This window comes from Nonlabens sp. SCSIO 43208, assembly GCF_050703575.1.
GTDB classification, from domain to species: domain Bacteria; phylum Bacteroidota; class Bacteroidia; order Flavobacteriales; family Flavobacteriaceae; genus Nonlabens; species Nonlabens tegetincola.
The window spans coordinates 2,792,245-2,807,790 of sequence record NZ_CP065365.1; the positions used below are offsets into that span (position 1 = coordinate 2,792,245).

The 15,546-nt window shown below is 36.9% G+C and carries 18 protein-coding genes; all 18 read left to right on the forward strand.

The annotated features are described in order from the left end of the window. Positions 1 to 1,227 carry an efflux RND transporter periplasmic adaptor subunit gene (locus I5168_RS12875; RefSeq protein WP_105018941.1) on the forward strand — a complete coding sequence of 409 codons (1,227 nt, stop codon included), beginning with the start codon at positions 1 to 3 and terminating at the stop codon, positions 1,225 to 1,227. Between the two features lie 4 nt (positions 1,228 to 1,231). After that, positions 1,232 to 1,864, forward strand: a complete 633-nt coding sequence (locus I5168_RS12880) for a cation diffusion facilitator family transporter (RefSeq protein ID WP_431472039.1) — start codon at positions 1,232 to 1,234, stop codon at positions 1,862 to 1,864. 2 nt (positions 1,865 to 1,866) lie between these two features. Beyond that, a complete protein-coding gene (locus I5168_RS12885) occupies positions 1,867 to 2,283 on the forward strand; it encodes a Fur family transcriptional regulator (RefSeq protein WP_105018624.1) in 417 nt (138 codons plus the stop codon). Between the two features lie 53 nt (positions 2,284 to 2,336). Further along, positions 2,337 to 2,699: a DUF3703 domain-containing protein gene (locus I5168_RS12890; RefSeq protein WP_105018940.1), complete on the forward strand. Its 363-nt coding sequence runs from the start codon at positions 2,337 to 2,339 to the stop codon at positions 2,697 to 2,699. After that, the gene (locus tag I5168_RS12895; RefSeq protein ID WP_105018623.1) at positions 2,696 to 4,663 is read left to right on the forward strand and encodes a heavy metal translocating P-type ATPase; all 1,968 of its coding nucleotides are present in this window, start codon (positions 2,696 to 2,698) and stop codon (positions 4,661 to 4,663) included. The genes I5168_RS12890 and I5168_RS12895 overlap by 4 nt, the downstream gene beginning before the upstream one ends. A 321-nt stretch (positions 4,664 to 4,984) precedes the next feature. After that, positions 4,985 to 6,241: a site-specific integrase gene (locus I5168_RS12900; RefSeq protein WP_105018622.1), complete on the forward strand. Its 1,257-nt coding sequence runs from the start codon at positions 4,985 to 4,987 to the stop codon at positions 6,239 to 6,241. Between the two features lie 450 nt (positions 6,242 to 6,691). Then, positions 6,692 to 7,327: a Crp/Fnr family transcriptional regulator gene (locus I5168_RS12905; protein WP_105018621.1), complete on the forward strand. Its 636-nt coding sequence runs from the start codon at positions 6,692 to 6,694 to the stop codon at positions 7,325 to 7,327. A gap of 69 nt (positions 7,328 to 7,396) precedes the next feature. Further along, the gene (locus I5168_RS12910) at positions 7,397 to 8,209 is read left to right on the forward strand and encodes a sulfite exporter TauE/SafE family protein (protein WP_105018620.1); all 813 of its coding nucleotides are present in this window, start codon (positions 7,397 to 7,399) and stop codon (positions 8,207 to 8,209) included. 197 nt (positions 8,210 to 8,406) lie between these two features. Continuing rightward, positions 8,407 to 9,819, forward strand: coding sequence for an MBL fold metallo-hydrolase (locus I5168_RS12915; RefSeq protein ID WP_431472040.1), 1,413 nt, complete (start codon positions 8,407 to 8,409; stop codon positions 9,817 to 9,819). Positions 9,820 to 9,960: 141 nt separating this feature from the next. Then, on the forward strand, positions 9,961 to 11,370 hold the full coding sequence (locus I5168_RS12920; RefSeq protein ID WP_105018618.1) for an MBL fold metallo-hydrolase: 1,410 nt from the start codon (positions 9,961 to 9,963) through the stop codon (positions 11,368 to 11,370). Positions 11,371 to 11,380: 10 nt separating this feature from the next. After that, positions 11,381 to 11,698 (forward strand): rhodanese-like domain-containing protein, encoded by a 318-nt coding sequence (locus tag I5168_RS12925; RefSeq protein ID WP_105018617.1) that lies wholly within the window; start codon positions 11,381 to 11,383, stop codon positions 11,696 to 11,698. Positions 11,699 to 11,861: 163 nt separating this feature from the next. Continuing rightward, on the forward strand, positions 11,862 to 12,224 hold the full coding sequence (locus tag I5168_RS12930; protein ID WP_258150498.1) for a rhodanese-like domain-containing protein: 363 nt from the start codon (positions 11,862 to 11,864) through the stop codon (positions 12,222 to 12,224). Between the two features lie 20 nt (positions 12,225 to 12,244). Beyond that, entirely contained in the window at positions 12,245 to 12,538 is a 294-nt protein-coding gene (locus I5168_RS12935; protein WP_105018616.1) for a rhodanese-like domain-containing protein, read from the forward strand. Positions 12,539 to 12,662: 124 nt separating this feature from the next. Then, entirely contained in the window at positions 12,663 to 12,929 is a 267-nt protein-coding gene (locus tag I5168_RS12940) for a heavy-metal-associated domain-containing protein (RefSeq protein WP_105018615.1), read from the forward strand. 190 nt (positions 12,930 to 13,119) lie between these two features. Continuing rightward, positions 13,120 to 13,980, forward strand: coding sequence for a Tll0287-like domain-containing protein (locus I5168_RS12945; RefSeq protein WP_431472041.1), 861 nt, complete (start codon positions 13,120 to 13,122; stop codon positions 13,978 to 13,980). 1 nt (position 13,981) lies between these two features. Then, positions 13,982 to 14,704 carry a DUF2490 domain-containing protein gene (locus tag I5168_RS12950; RefSeq protein WP_181072569.1) on the forward strand — a complete coding sequence of 241 codons (723 nt, stop codon included), beginning with the start codon at positions 13,982 to 13,984 and terminating at the stop codon, positions 14,702 to 14,704. A gap of 1 nt (position 14,705) precedes the next feature. Further along, the gene (locus I5168_RS12955) at positions 14,706 to 15,236 is read left to right on the forward strand and encodes a hypothetical protein (protein WP_105018612.1); all 531 of its coding nucleotides are present in this window, start codon (positions 14,706 to 14,708) and stop codon (positions 15,234 to 15,236) included. A gap of 4 nt (positions 15,237 to 15,240) precedes the next feature. Then, positions 15,241 to 15,543, forward strand: a complete 303-nt coding sequence (gene trxA / locus I5168_RS12960) for a thioredoxin (RefSeq protein ID WP_431472042.1) — start codon at positions 15,241 to 15,243, stop codon at positions 15,541 to 15,543. Positions 15,544 to 15,546: the final 3 nt, after the last annotated feature.

The window sequence follows — 15,546 nt, forward strand, 5'->3', positions numbered from 1 at the left end:
ATGAAAACGATAAAATATATACCTGTTACAACAATGCTACTAGCATTATTATTGACCAGTTGTGGCGACTCAAAAACTGAAGATGGCCACGATGAAGCCACCCATTCTGAAACAGAAAAAAACCATTCTGAAGGTGAAACTGATGGAGAAAACCATACCGAAGGCGAGGCTCGAGAAGTAATGCTTACGCAAGAACAGTTTGTAGCCTTACAAATGGAAATTGACACTCTTGCACAGCGCAATATGAGCGGTTATGTAGAAGCAAACGGAACGCTGGAAGTACCACCGCAAAACGAAGCTAATATTACCACGCTCGCGGGAGCAAATGTGGCTTCAATAGAAGTAATTGAAGGCGACGAGGTTAAAAAAAACCAGGCGGTTGCATACCTCTCACATCCCAGTATTATTCAGATACAGAGTGATTACCTAAATGCCTACAGCAACAGTCTTTTTTTAAAACAAGAATATGAACGTCAAAAAAGACTTTATGAAGCTGGCGTTGCATCTGGTATGAATTATCAAAAAGCCACCGCAGACTATCAGGCATCTACGGCAATGGTAAAAGGCCTTGAAGCGCAATTGCAACAGTACAACATCAATGCAAGTGGCGTGCGCGATGGTACGATTTACCAGCGTGTGGCATTACGCAGTCCCATTGCAGGTGTTGTAGAAAAGGTATTTATAAAAACTGGGCAGTATGTAGAGCCACAGACCAATCTGATGGAAATAGTAGATACAGACCACGTGCACGCAGATTTAATGGTTTTTGAAAAAGATGTAGATAAAGTAATAAAAGGACAAAAAGTGCGCTTCAGTATTCAATCGCGTCCAGGAAAAGAACTGCAAGCCGAAATTTATTCGGTCAGCCAGACCTTTGAACAAGATCCCAAAGCAGTGCACGTTCACGCTGAAATTGAGAACAAAGAAGGCGGTCTTATACCTGGAATGTACATTAAAGGTAAAATTGAAGTTGACAACCAGCAGACTATAGCACTACCAGAAAGTGCCGTAGTTACAGAAGCAGGAAAGACGTATGTATTTACAGCGCAAAGGGAAGGTGAAGCGTGGAGTTTTACACCAATAGAGGTTAAAACTGGCGAAAAAGATGGTGACTGGATAGCGATACGTTTTTTTGAAACCCCAAGTCTAAACACACCTTTTGCATTTAATAACGCCTACTACCTAATGGCAGAAATGAAAAAAGGAGAAACAGAACACGAACACTAAATTTATGGAAGCTACAAGACAACAAAATTTAAAAGAAGCACGCACACTTCAAATATGGAACGTCATCTATGACATCATTGAAGTGGTCGTGTCACTTATTGCAGGATTTACCGCAAACAGCTCTGCCTTAATTGGCTGGGGACTTGACAGTACCATAGAGGTAATAAGTGCTGGAACATTGGGCTGGCGGTTACACGGCGAAATCAAAGGAATAGATGAGAAACGTGTAGAAAAGCGAAAAATGATAACGCTTTATGTCATTGCTATATCCTTTGCGCTTATCTGTGCCTTTATATCCTATGATTCCATATCTAAATTAATAAGTCAAGAAACGGCTTCTTGGTCAACTATTGGGGTTGTGATATTAGTAATATCCTTAATCGTAAATCCCATTTTGATTTATTATAAAAGGAAATATGGTAACAAATTGGACAGTCCAGCTCTAAAAGCTGATGCAAAGGATACATTTATTTGCCTTTATCAAACGGTAGTAGTTTTATTAGGATTACTACTTGTGAATTGGTTAGGCTGGTGGTGGGCAGACCCAGTTGCTGCGCTGCTGATTGTTCCATACGCAGCAAAAGAAGGATGGGAAGCTTTATCGAAGGCAAAAAAAATCAAAAACAATCTGAAATAACAATGACCGAAATAGAAAAAACATTAGAGAATCATCAAGTGCGTCCTACAGCGATGCGCATTTTGATTTATAAATATTTGGCTGAAAAGGAAGTTGCGGTAGCACTAACGGATATTGAGTCCGCTTTCGCGAAAGCGGAACGCACCACATTATATCGTACACTCAAAACCTTTGAAGAAAAGAAAATTGTTCATCAAATAGATGATGGTACTGGCATTTCAAAATATGCGCTATGCGAAAGTGGCTGTAACTGTGAGATTGACCAAGATTTACACTTGCATTTTCATTGTAATAATTGCAATGAAACGGTGTGTCTTACGGAACATAAAATCCCTCAAATAAAAGTGCCTGATGGGTTTGTTTCAGAAAATGTGAATCTGGTCGTAAAAGGAATATGTGATAAATGTAGTGGTCAATAAATGCACTTCTGTTGCACTAGTTATTAAACTACTTTTATTCAAAATCAATGGATATGAGGTTCAATATTAAAATACCAAGACATCTAAGACAGGCATATAGTAAAGAATTAGAGTTGTACCGCAATAATTTGAAAATGGAACAATTTGCAATTGCTTGGTATCATTTAGAAAGGAGTCATATTATAGGTCAATCGTATCCAATTGAGCATACCTATTCACATTGGTTAATGTTGAAATTTGGGTTTATGCAAAAGAATACTAAAGAAGTATTTGGTCAAATAATCAGATTAGTTGTTGGTGGTTGGAAGTCGTTTATTAATCACGTTCCACTAGGAAATACAGGAGGTTCAAATGTGCCACCATTAAAACGTATGCCTATACCAAATGACATAATTAACTTATTCAATAGTCAATGAAAAAGAAAAAAATAAATTTACGGGACATAGACCCTAAAGAACATAAGGGCGAGCACAGTCACGATGATGGACACAATCACAGTAGTCCAGACGAAGTGTCTAATTTGAAAACTTATCTACCGGCGATTTTCAGTTTTGTAATGCTTATAATAGGTATTGCAGTTGATTATTTTGACACTTTTCCCTTCTTTAAAGGATGGGTAAGAATCGTATGGTACACCGTAGCTTATATCCCTGTTGGCTTCCCTGTAATAAAAGAAGGTTGGAACAGTATTAAGAATGGAGATTTCTTTACGGAGTTCTTTTTAATGTCCATTGCAACTTTGGGCGCATTTGCCATAGGAGAATACCCAGAAGGTGTAGCTGTAATGTTGTTTTATGCCGTGGGCGAATTATTTCAACAAGCAGCGGTTAACCGAGCAAAAGGAAATATCAAGGCTTTATTAGATGTGCGACCTAATGAGGCGTTAGTATATCGAAATGGCGACTTCATTTCGGTTAATCCTGAGACGGTTGAGATAGGCGAAAAAATTCAAGTACGCGTAGGAGAAAAAGTGCCTCTTGATGGAATATTACTTTCAGATAAAGGTTCTTTCAATACCGCTGCTCTTACCGGAGAAAGTAAACCGGATACCGTCCAGAAAGGAGCATCTGTATTTGCAGGAAGCATCAATCTTGATGGAGTTATTGAGGTAGAAACTACTAAGGAGTTCAAGGACAGCTCTATCGCACGTATTCTAGATATGGTGCAGAATGCCACCGCTCGTAAATCTAAAACCGAGTTGTTTATTAGAAAATTTGCTCGTGTTTACACGCCTATTGTAGTTTTCTTAGCCATAGGTCTGACCTTTTTACCGTATTTCGTTGTAGATGATTATGTGTTCAGAGACTGGCTATATCGAGCTTTAATCTTTCTAGTTATCTCTTGTCCTTGTGCTTTGGTAATATCCATTCCGCTAGGATATTTTGGTGGATTGGGTGCTGCATCTCGCAACGGAATCCTGTTTAAAGGCGCATCATTTTTGGATGCAATGACTAAGGTGAATACCGTGGTAATGGATAAGACGGGAACGGTGACCAAAGGTGTTTTTAAGATTAAGGAAGTGGTAAATAAATCCACTTTTGCGGAAGCTGAATTTATGCAGTACCTGATGGCGATGGAAGAACAATCCACACATCCTATTGCAAAAGCAATTCTGGAATACAAGGCAGAAGGTGCCGGCTATGAAGCTACAGCAGTATCTGAAATTGCTGGTAAGGGATTAAAAGGAAGTGTAAATGGGAAAACCGTTTTGGTAGGAAATAAAGCATTGATGACTTCAAATAGCATAGATGTTCCTGCTGAAACCGATAGCATTATTGAGTCCATCGTGATGGTGGGTATCGATGGCAAATTTGCTGGCTATGTTACCATTGCCGATGAACTGAAGGAAGATGCCCATCAAGCGATTAAACAGATCAGGGAATCTGGAATTTCAAAAATTATAATGCTCTCTGGCGATAAGGATTCAATTACCCAACAGGTTGCTAAAGAATTAGGCATTGATTGGGCAAAAGGTGGTTTGTTGCCAGAAGATAAGCTTAACGAAGTAGAAAAGCTTAAAGCACAACCGGATACAAAAGTCGCTTTTATAGGAGATGGTATCAACGATGCACCAGTTTTGGCAGCAAGTGATGTTGGTATGGCAATGGGTGGTCTAGGAAGTGACGTTGCTATAGAAACTGCAGATGTTATCATTCAAAATGACCAACCTTCAAAGATTGCACGTTCCATAAAAATAGGTCGTTCTACCAGAAGTATTGTTTGGCAAAATATTGTTTTAGCCTTTGGAGTTAAAATCATAGTCCTCATTTTGGGAGCTGGTGGTCTTGCCACAATGTGGGAAGCTGTTTTTGCAGATGTTGGTGTTGCCTTGCTTGCTATTTTAAATGCTGTTAGATTACAGAAGATGAAGTGGGATTAAATCTTTGCGAGGAAGCATTATTCATAATCATTGATTTTGAGAGAATTAAGCTAATATCTTCCTTCAAAAAGTTCGAACTCTGTCCCGTTGAGTTCACTAAACAAAACTTGAAAGAGTACTAAAACCTTGTAAATCTTATGATTTGCAAGGTTTTGTAGTTTTTAGACCATCATAGAATTTGATACGATTTCAATTGAAACGTCAACAATTCGGTCAACAAAGAATATGGCAGTCAACAGTGTTGACCGCAGGCATAAAACTCTGAACCATAGTTGATTTGACATTCGTCGCATAAAGTTTAACCTTTTAAAGACGACAACTATGAAGTCACAAAACACCTTTGCAATCCTATTTTGGATTAACACTTCGCGCGCCAAAGATGGCGTTGCCAATCTATACGCTCGTGTAACTGTAAATCAAAAGCGGGCAAACATCAGTCTAAAACATAGCATTAACGTAAACAAGTGGGATGTTACTAAGAAGCGTTCAAAAGGAACTGATGCCAAAGCCAAACAGCTTAACTTTTATCTTGACCAGACGTACACAAAACTCTTTCAAATTTACCAAGACCTAACTTACAAAGAAGAGCTCGTCACCGCCAAAATCATCAAAGCCAAATTCATAGGTGACGATGAAAAATCAAAATCATTGCTTGACCTCATCGAATACCACAGTAAGAAAATTGAAAATACACTTGCGGTTGGTTCCATTCGGAATTTCGGTGTAACAGAAAATTACCTTAACAAATTTCTGAAGAAAGAGAAGAAAACAACGGACATCTACCTTAAGCAGCTGGACTATAAATTCTTGGTGGATTTTGAAAACTATCTGGCGAATGTCTGGCCAGTCGGCCACCCAAGAGCATTAAGTCAAAATACCATTATGAAGCATATTCAGCGCCTACGCAAAATGGTAACACTCGCTTATCATTTAGAATGGTTGGAGCGCGACCCATTTGCGAGATGGAAACCGAAGTATGAGAAATCAAATCGTGAGTTTCTTTCAGAAACTGAGCTTGAGAATCTCGAGAACCACGACTTCAATAGTGACCGTCTGGACCGTGTAAGAGATTTGTTTGTATTCAGTTGTTATACTGGTATCAGCTATGTGGATATTATGGCGCTTACTGCAGATAATGTGATGAAGGGAATCGATGGTGGTAATTGGATAGTTACTAAACGTCAAAAGACCAAGAGTGCTGTACAAGTTCCATTACTGGGCAAGGTTGAAGAACTCATTGAAAAGTACAGCGACCATCCTATGACAGCTATAACCTCATCACTATTACCGATCATCACAAACGAGAAATTGAATGTCTACCTCAAAGAGGTAGCCAACCACGTAGGCATCAAAAAGAATCTTACTTTCCATATGGCACGTCACACTTTTGCCACAACAATAACTCTTTCCAATGGTGTGCCCATAGAAACCGTTTCAAAGCTTTTAGGACATACAAAGATTGCCACCACTCAGATTTATGCAAGAGTGCTAGAGAATAAAGTAAGTGCAGACATGAAAGTCCTACGAGATAGATTGCAACAAAACAAAAGCACAAGAGAAAAACACAAATCTATGTAACCTATGTTACTGAAAACAGTTAGTAGTTCATTTAATTTTATCAAAAAATTTCTAAAATGTTTAAAAGAACAAAGTTATACAGTATGTTATTCTTGAAATGCCCACGCTGTAAGAAGGGTAAATTTTTAGAATCGCATCCATATCAACTTTCATCAGGATTGAATAAGGTAAAACCAAGATGTCCTAAATTTGATTTAAACTATCACATAGAACCTGCTTTCTATACTGGTTCAATGTATGTGTCATATGCTGTAGGGGTAGCTATAGGGGTAGCCATTTTCGTCTTGACTTTTTTCTCAGGTTTGGCAAAACACCCACTTGCCATATTTAGTTATATTGTTTTAGGTTTATTTCTATTAATGCCTTACATAGGAGCCGTTTCAAAATCTATTTGGGCACATTTTTTCCTTAAATGAAAACTAATTTTAGACAATAAATTTTATTTACAAAATGATTCAAGAACTTAAAAATAGCTATGGGCATCTTTTTGAAAGTGCCTTAATTAATGAAATATTACAAGTGGGCACCTATAAGGTAGTTCCAGCAGGTTTCAAATTAATGGAAATTGGCTCTTACGTAAAAGGGATGCCCTTACTTGTCTCTGGAGCAATTAAAGTATTGAGAGAAGATAAGAATGGTGATGAGCTTTTGTTGTATTATCTCGAAAAAGGAGAAACTTGTTCTATGACAATGACGTGTTGTATGGGACAAACCAAAAGTGAGATTAGAGCTATTGCAGAAACAGATACCAAACTTATTATGATTCCTATTCAAAAAATGGAGGTTTGGACTTCCAAATATAGATCTTGGAGAAATTTTGTTTTTGAAAGCTACCATAATAGATTAAATGAAATGCTTCTTACTATGGACAGTATTGCTTTTGACAATATGGACGAACGACTTCTAAATTACCTTAAGGAAAAAGCTCGTATAAATAAAGACAACATAATACATAGTACACATCAGGAAATTGCTTATGAATTGCATAGTTCAAGAGTAGTGATTTCGAGACTTCTTAAAAAATTAGAAAACCTAGGTAGCATCGAACTTCACAGAAATTACATCGAAATAATAAATTTAGACTAGCTATGTAACCTATGTTACTCCTAATTAATTGATGTCTGCATACTTTCGTCCCAAATTACTTAAATACATATGGAATTATTAGAATTACTTGGATACGTTAGTGCATTAATTATAGGCATTTCTTTAGGTTTAATAGGTGGTGGTGGGTCCATACTTGCTGTACCAGTACTCGCTTACTTATTCTCAGTTAATGAAAAAGTAGCAACAGCATATTCCCTCTTTATTGTAGGTGCTAGCGCTTTAGTAGGAGGTTTGAAACAACATTTAAAGGGTTATGTAGATTGGAGGACAGCTGTAGTATTTGGACTACCAGCAATTGCAGGTGTTACACTCGTAAGGAAATATGTGGTTCCTGCTTTGCCTGATGTATTATTTAGTATTGATGATTTTGACTTTACCCGAAGGATGGCCATGTTTGGACTGTTTGCCATTCTAATGATTCCAGCCGCCTTCTCAATGTTAAAAAAACGAGAGGATAAAAAGCAACAAGAAAGCCAAAAGGTTAAATACAATTACCCTTTAATATTAGCAGAAGGTCTGATTGTTGGCGGTATAACAGGACTCATAGGAGCAGGTGGCGGTTTCCTAATAATACCGGCTCTTGTAATATTAGCAAAAGTCAAAATGAAAGTAGCAGTCGGTACGTCCTTGATTATAATTGCATTTAAATCTCTTTTAGGGTTTTTCTTTGGAGATGCATTAACTATGGAAATTGATTGGATGTTTTTATCAATTTTTACTGGATTATCTTTTGTAGGAATTTTTATCGGAAGCTATCTGAGTAATTTCATAGATGGCTCAAAATTAAAGAAAGGGTTTGGCTACTTTATATTCGTTATGGCAATTTTTATTTTTTATATGGAATTCTTTATTGAGCAATGATATTTTAGTGTACTTTGATAACTTAAAGCGACCTCTTTTCAGGGGTCGTTTTTATTTTACAAATTTCTTGATAAAAAAACCACTTTTATGACAAAAGTCATCGTTTATTATTAAAGTTCTCTTGTGTAACTTAAGTAACTGATAAAAAATTAATTAGAGTCTACTTTTAACTTGTTTAATCATAAAATCTAATCAGTATGAAAGTAGAACAAATTTATACCGGATGTATAGCTCACGCAGCGTACTATATTGAAAGCAACGGTGTAGCTGCCGTATTTGACCCTTTAAGAGAAGTTCAACCGTACATTGATCGTGCACAAATTGACAATGCAGCAATAAAGTATGTGTTTGAAACTCATTTTCACGCAGACTTTGTGAGTGGGCATTTAGACTTACGTAAAAAAGCAGGTGCTGAGATTGTTTTTGGCCCAGGGGCCAAACCAGCCTATGAAGCTACAACTGCTGAGGATGGACAAGTATTTGAAGTAGGTGAATACAAAGTAAAAGTAATCCATACACCAGGTCATACAATGGAAAGTACCACCTACCTTCTTATTGATGAAAACGGTAAGGAACATGGAATCATTACAGGAGACACCTTATTTATTGGAGATGTTGGACGCCCTGATTTAGCGCAACACGTAGTTTCTGACCTTACAGAAGAAAAACTTGCAGGTCATCTTTACGATTCCCTTAGAAATAAGATAATGCCTTTAAGTGATGATTTAATCGTATATCCTAACCACGGTGCAGGTTCCGCTTGTGGTAAAATGATGAGTAAGGAAACGACCGACACCCTAGGAAATCAAAAAAAATATAATTATGCGCTTCAAGATATGTCCAAAGAAGAGTTTATCAAAGCGCTCTTAACTGGACTTACGGCACCTCCAGGATACTTTCCACAAAATGTATTGATGAATATCAAAGGTTACGAAAGTCTAGATACTATTATGGATAGAGCCACAAAAGCCTTGAGCCCAGATGAATTTGAAGTAATTGCAAACGAAACAGGAGCACTAATGCTCGATACTCGCGATGCTGATGATTTTGCTAAAGGATTTATTCCCAATAGTGTTAACATTGGGCTTGACGGTAATTTTGCGCAATGGGTTGGTGAGATGATTCCAGATGTAAAACAACAAATTCTTTTAATTACCGAAGTAGGTAAAGAAGAAGAGGCAATTACTAGGCTATCCCGAGTGGGTTATGATTACACTGTAGGATACTTAAAAGATGGATTTGCATCTTGGCAAAACAGTGGAAAGGATATTGAAACTGTAAATCGTATAACGCCATCGCAATTTGAAAGTGAATACAAGAAAGACAAACCTATGGTAATTGATGTACGCAAAAACAGTGAGTTTCAATCAGAACACGTCATAGATGCTACAAACGTACCCTTAAACGAAATCAATCAGCATTTAGCACAATTCCCTAAAGACAAACCTTTTATTCTTCATTGTGCAGGAGGCTATAGAAGTATGATTGCCGCTTCCATTCTTAAGCAACGAGGTTGGGATGATTTTGTAGATGTAATAGGCGGTTTTAAAGAAATTTCTGAAACCACAGTTCCTAAATCAGAATATGTTTGCCCAACGACCTTATTGTAATCAATGAATTGGCACCTTCAAAACTCCTATTATCACAGAAATAATAGGAGTTTCTGTTAATTTTACTATTATGTAACTTAGGTTACTGTACATACTTCACAATCTATATAGTTTTACACTATAAAATTTAAAATAAAAGAGATGAACGTTGAACAAATCTATACGGGTTGCCTTGCTCAAGGCGCCTATTACATCGAAAGTAATGGTGATGTTGCCATTATCGACCCCTTGAGAGAGGTAAAACCCTATTTGAATAGAGCCAAACTCGACGATGCAAAAATTAAATACATTTTTGAAACTCATTTCCACGCCGATTTTGTTAGTGGTCACGTAACCCTAGCAAAAGAAACAGGCGCACCTATCATTTACGGGCCTAATGCTAATCCTTCATTTGATGCAATAATAGCAGAGGATGGTCAGGAGTTTAAACTGGGTAATGTAACTATTATTGCTTTACATACGCCTGGTCACACAATGGAAAGTACCACATATCTTCTTAGAGACGAAAACGGAAAAGACCACGCCATTTTTAGTGGAGACACGCTTTTCTTAGGAGATGTTGGTAGACCAGATTTAGCACAGAAAATGGGTGTGTTAACAGAAAAAGATTTAGCAGGTTTTCTCTACGATAGCTTACGCGAAAAAATAATGCCACTTGCTGACGATGTTATTGTATATCCTGCGCACGGAGCAGGTTCTGCTTGTGGTAAGAATATGATGAAAGAAACCGTAGATAGTTTGGGTAACCAAAAGCAAATGAACTATGCCTTACGTGCAGATATGACAAAAGAAGAGTTCATCGCAGAAGTTATAGACGGGTTACTACCACCACCACAGTATTTTCCAGCAAATGTAAAGTTGAACAAAGAAGGATACGATGATATCGAGGAAGTATTGAGTAGAGGAACTCAAGCCCTTTCGCCTAATGCTTTCGAAGTAGCAGCTAACGAAACGGGAGCAGTCGTTTTAGACGTACGACATCAAGATGACTTTGCAAACGGACACATTCCTAGGTCAATATTTATAGGTTTGGATGGTAGTTTTGCACCTTGGGTTGGTGCACTAATTGCTGATGTAAAACAACCTATACTTTTAGTTACTGACGAAGGTCGCGAAGAAGAAGCTGTGACAAGACTATCTCGTGTAGGTTTTGACAATACATTGGGCTACTTAAAAGGCGGGTTTGAAGCTTGGAAAAAGGCAGCTAAAGAATATGACGTAGTAAGTTCTGTTACAGCTACACAATTCAAGAATGACCTTGAAGAAGAAAAACTACCTGTATTTGATGTACGTAAAGAAAGTGAGTATTTGTCAGAGCACGTGATTGATGCAAACAACACACCGCTGGATTTCTTGAACAATCATCTAGCAGAATTTCCTGAGGACAAACCTTTCTTTGTACACTGCGCTGGAGGTTACAGAAGTATGATTGCTTCTTCCATTTTAAAAAGTCGCGGCATCCATAATTTAATTGACGTAAAGGGTGGTTTTAAAGCCATAAAAGAAGCAGGAGTACCTGCGACTGATTATGTTTGCCCCTCAACACTTTAATAAACAATAGATGAGAAATATAAATCAAACCGAATGGTTAGAGCTAGTTGCAAATGATAGTAATGCTGTAATTATTGATGCACGTACACCTAAAGAATGTGCTGAAGGTATTATTGAAAATGCAATAATGATTGATTTTCTAGATGCCCCTAAGTTCAAATCAGAAATTGAAAAATTAGATAAAGACAAGAATTATTACGTCTACTGCAGAAGTGGAAATAGAAGTGGGCAAGCCTGTCAACTTTTAAATGGATTGGGTATTAAAAACACCTACAACCTTTCTGGAGGGATGCTCGCTTGGACAGGAAAAACAGTTATTCCTGCATAAAAGAATCTTGAGGACCATAGCATCATTGCTATGGTTTTATTGGTTGGTTAGTAGATAAAAAAGCAGTCTTAAAAGGCTGCTTTTTTCATTAGCCTTTTCTCTGTGTGTAACACAAGTTACTTACAATCCAGTTGTTGTAAACTAATTTTGATAGAAAAATTAAATGAAATTTTTACTAATCATTATGTCTTTACTTTCTTTCTTATTTGGCTCAGGCCAACAACAAAGCAATTCCATTACTATTCTTGATAAAGCATCTTTTAAAGCTGCCATAAATGCCAAAAAAGTACAGCTTGTAGATGTGAGAACGCCCAAAGAATATAAAGCAGGCCATATTGCGAAAGCAAAAAATATTGACTTTTTTAATCAAAAAGAATTTATAAACGAGTTTAGCAAGTTAGAGAAAGACAAGGCAGTTTATCTGTATTGTCGCTCTGGAAATAGAAGCCAAAAAGCAGCTAGAAAATTAGACAGCTTAGGTTTTAAGGAAATTTACGATTTAAAGGGTGGATATCTTAACTGGTAATAAACTTAAAATTATAAACAATGACGATTGCAAGTGGTTCTATATGGCATAGTTTTTTAGAGCAGGATGCAAACCCTGAAGTACTTTATGTAAAATCTGAAAATGAGCCTGAAGGAACAACACGCTTTGGCGCTTTGAGCATACCGCTTCACAATACAAAATCGTTTAAACGTACCATTGAAAATCTAGACAAGCAAAAGCACTACTATGTTTATAGTAAGAGTGGTAAAAGTGGAGCAATAGCGTGCCAGAATATGGAGGATGCTGGCTTTGTGGAGACCATTAATCTTAATGGAGGAATTGCAAATTTCTGAACTTATTACCCTAATGAAAAAAAATGGAGACAAAAATTGTCTCCATTTTTTTTGCTCGTATGTAACCTATGTTACTGCACACTTTTGACTTTCGAGATAAATTGCTACTATAAATTGAAACAATATGAAAACATCAATAATAGTTCAAAATTTAAAGTGTGGCAGTTGTGCAAAGACCATCACTTCAAAACTATCCGAGATAAGTAATATAACAGATATCACTGTTGATATTGAAAATTCCACTATCGCCTTTTCAGCAACAAATTCTGAAGACGCACTAGAAGTAAAAAGGAAATTAAAAACGCTGGGCTACCCTACAATCGATGACTCAAATGGAGTTTTGTCCAAAGCGAAATCGTTTGTGAGTTGCGCAACAGGTAAAATGAAATAAAACTACTGTAAAATCAACCTCTTGATAAATAATTTCCTAAATGAAGAATTTCATCAAATCAATCCCAATACTTGCTATAACACTATTAGTTAGCTGTAATCAGAATAAAAATTCAGACTACTCAAAGCAAGTAGAAATCAAAGAGCCTTCGATAGCATACTCGGCGAGTAATCATCCTGGGAAGAAATTAATGGAAAGCAAATGCTACGTTTGCCATAATCCATCTACCGACCACGACAGTAGAATAGCACCGCCTATGGTGGCCATTAAATCCCATTACATTGGTGATGATACTACAAAAGAAGAGTTTGTGACTGCTATGTGGAACTTTGTGAGGGAACCTTCAAAAGACAAAGCCAAAATGAGAGGAGCTGTAAAACGATTCGGTGTTATGCCTTATCAACCGTTTTCAGAAGAAGAAATCAAACTGATATCAGAATATATTTATGACTTTAAAATAGAAGAGCCAGAATGGTTTAAAGAACATATTGAAGAAGAAAGTAAGGGCAAAATGAAATACCGCAACGACGGCAAAGCAAGTGCAAGTTCCGCTTCCGCGAAAGCGAACACACCAGTAGAACGTGGGTTACAATATGCTTTAAACACCAAAAAAGAACTAGGTAAGAACCTTATGGGTACTATTCAGAAAAAAGGAACCAAAGAAGCTGTTACCTTCTGCAATAAACGAGCTTATCCTATAACCGATAGTATGGCAGTCGCACAGAACGCCAACATCAAACGTGTTTCGGATAAGCCACGCAACCCAAATAATCAGGCAAGTACCAAAGAACTGAGCATCATCGCTCAATATAAAAAAGCTATTGCAAACAACGAAGAATATAAGCCAATAACAGAAGTAGAAAATGGGAAGGTTACTTTCTATGCGCCAATACTAACAAACTCAATGTGTTTGCAGTGTCACGGCACACCTAGAAAAACTATTCAGCCAGAGGTATTTAAGACTATTACTAGCCTTTACCCTGAAGACAAAGCCATAGGATATGATGTCAACGAAGTGCGAGGTATGTGGAGTATTACTTATAATCAATAAAATGAAACAAGTACTCTTTGCGCTATTGATAGTATCGCCATTTTATAAAACGAATGCACAGGAGGTAGAAAAATATTATAGCAGCTGGAATACGGTAGATATTGGTATAAAAATAAGCGATAAATGGTCTATAAATTCTGAGTTTAATAATCGGCGAACCGATTTTTTAAAAAAATGGGAGCAATTCATTATCAGACCCTTTGTGCATTATAAGGTAAGTGAAGAACTAGACCTAGCCTTTGGGTATAGCTATATAGACAACAATAGCTTTTCAGATTTTAGAGCGCCTATAGATTTTAAGGAGCATAATATATTTCAACAGCTTACCATAAAGCACCCATTTTCAAAATTTTCGCTTCAACATAGATTGCGTTTTGAAGAGCGATTCAAGCAAAATATTATTGAATTAGCCCCAGAAAAATATATCATCGATGGAACCAATTATAGAAATCGATTGAGGTATAAGTTTCAAGTTACTATTCCGCTGAAAACCTTTGCCTCTAATAGGAAATTAAATTTAGTGCTATACGATGAACTGCATCTAGATTTTGAAGACAGTTTTAGACCCGAAGCCATAGACCAAAATAGGATGAACATAAGCCTTAGCTATCGAATAAACAACCATATAAAAATACGTTCTGGATACCACGATATCTATTTCGTTAGAAGTAACACTAATTCCAATAATCGAATTTGGGAAACCAAAATCATTTATACAATTTAAAATGAATACCTTAAAAATTACAATAGTTCTACTCATAGCAATGGTCGCTCAAGCAAATGCCCAGGAACATAAAGAACACTTACATAGGCAAGCTGGAGCGAGTGGATTTAGAATTGCCGGAGTTATTGGCCATACACTTGTTAACAGTGAAGGTATGGATAATGTTTTTGTACCTTCTTGGGGTTTAGATTTTGAGTACTGGTTTAATCATTCGTGGGGAATCGGACTTCATAATGATATTGAAATAGAAACCTTTATCATCCGAACTTCTAATGGTGAAGAAATTGAAAGAGTAAATCCATTGGTGCTCACTTTAGATGCACTTTACCAGTTTGGTGGCGGTTTTGTCGTGACGTTAGGACCAGGTGTAGAACTAGAGAAAGATGAATCGTTTTACTTGATGCGTGTCGGGATTGAATACGAAAAAGATATAACAGATTCTTTTTATTTATTACCTAACTTATTTTTAGACCAAAGGTTTGACGGTTATAACACTTGGAACATTGGTTTGGGAATTGGATTAAAACTATAGTAATATGCCCAAAAAATTCATAGACATAATAAAAGAAGACAAACCTGTATTGGTAGATTTTTTCGCAGAATGGTGCGGTCCTTGTAAGATAATGTCACCCATTTTAAAAGAGGTTAAGGAATCATTAGGAGACAGAATTACCATTTTGAAAATTGATGTAGATAAAAATCAAGCACTCGCTTCAGAGTATAATGTGCGCGGAGTTCCTACTTTAATTTTGTTTCAAAAGGGAGTTATTAAATGGAAAGAGTCGGGTTTAATGCAAAAGACCGAGCTCATTGAAAAAATTATAAGACACCAGAATTAGTCT

What these genes read in the sequence shown, in the direction of transcription:
- I5168_RS12945 (WP_431472041.1), top strand. Translation starts at nt 13,120, where the DNA reads ATGGAAAGCAAATGCTACGTTTGCCATAATCCATCTACCGACCACGAC.
- trxA (WP_431472042.1), top strand. Translation starts at nt 15,241, where the DNA reads ATGCCCAAAAAATTCATAGACATAATAAAAGAAGACAAACCTGTATTG.
- I5168_RS12935 (WP_105018616.1), top strand. Translation starts at nt 12,245, where the DNA reads ATGACGATTGCAAGTGGTTCTATATGGCATAGTTTTTTAGAGCAGGAT.
- I5168_RS12920 (WP_105018618.1), top strand. Translation starts at nt 9,961, where the DNA reads ATGAACGTTGAACAAATCTATACGGGTTGCCTTGCTCAAGGCGCCTAT.
- I5168_RS12925 (WP_105018617.1), top strand. Translation starts at nt 11,381, where the DNA reads ATGAGAAATATAAATCAAACCGAATGGTTAGAGCTAGTTGCAAATGAT.
- I5168_RS12910 (WP_105018620.1), top strand. Translation starts at nt 7,397, where the DNA reads ATGGAATTATTAGAATTACTTGGATACGTTAGTGCATTAATTATAGGC.
- I5168_RS12890 (WP_105018940.1), top strand. Translation starts at nt 2,337, where the DNA reads ATGAGGTTCAATATTAAAATACCAAGACATCTAAGACAGGCATATAGT.
- I5168_RS12905 (WP_105018621.1), top strand. Translation starts at nt 6,692, where the DNA reads ATGATTCAAGAACTTAAAAATAGCTATGGGCATCTTTTTGAAAGTGCC.
- I5168_RS12880 (WP_431472039.1), top strand. Translation starts at nt 1,232, where the DNA reads ATGGAAGCTACAAGACAACAAAATTTAAAAGAAGCACGCACACTTCAA.
- I5168_RS12950 (WP_181072569.1), top strand. Translation starts at nt 13,982, where the DNA reads ATGAAACAAGTACTCTTTGCGCTATTGATAGTATCGCCATTTTATAAA.
- I5168_RS12940 (WP_105018615.1), top strand. Translation starts at nt 12,663, where the DNA reads ATGAAAACATCAATAATAGTTCAAAATTTAAAGTGTGGCAGTTGTGCA.
- I5168_RS12875 (WP_105018941.1), top strand. Translation starts at nt 1, where the DNA reads ATGAAAACGATAAAATATATACCTGTTACAACAATGCTACTAGCATTA.
- I5168_RS12930 (WP_258150498.1), top strand. Translation starts at nt 11,862, where the DNA reads ATGAAATTTTTACTAATCATTATGTCTTTACTTTCTTTCTTATTTGGC.
- I5168_RS12955 (WP_105018612.1), top strand. Translation starts at nt 14,706, where the DNA reads ATGAATACCTTAAAAATTACAATAGTTCTACTCATAGCAATGGTCGCT.
- I5168_RS12885 (WP_105018624.1), top strand. Translation starts at nt 1,867, where the DNA reads ATGACCGAAATAGAAAAAACATTAGAGAATCATCAAGTGCGTCCTACA.
- I5168_RS12895 (WP_105018623.1), top strand. Translation starts at nt 2,696, where the DNA reads ATGAAAAAGAAAAAAATAAATTTACGGGACATAGACCCTAAAGAACAT.
- I5168_RS12915 (WP_431472040.1), top strand. Translation starts at nt 8,407, where the DNA reads ATGAAAGTAGAACAAATTTATACCGGATGTATAGCTCACGCAGCGTAC.
- I5168_RS12900 (WP_105018622.1), top strand. Translation starts at nt 4,985, where the DNA reads ATGAAGTCACAAAACACCTTTGCAATCCTATTTTGGATTAACACTTCG.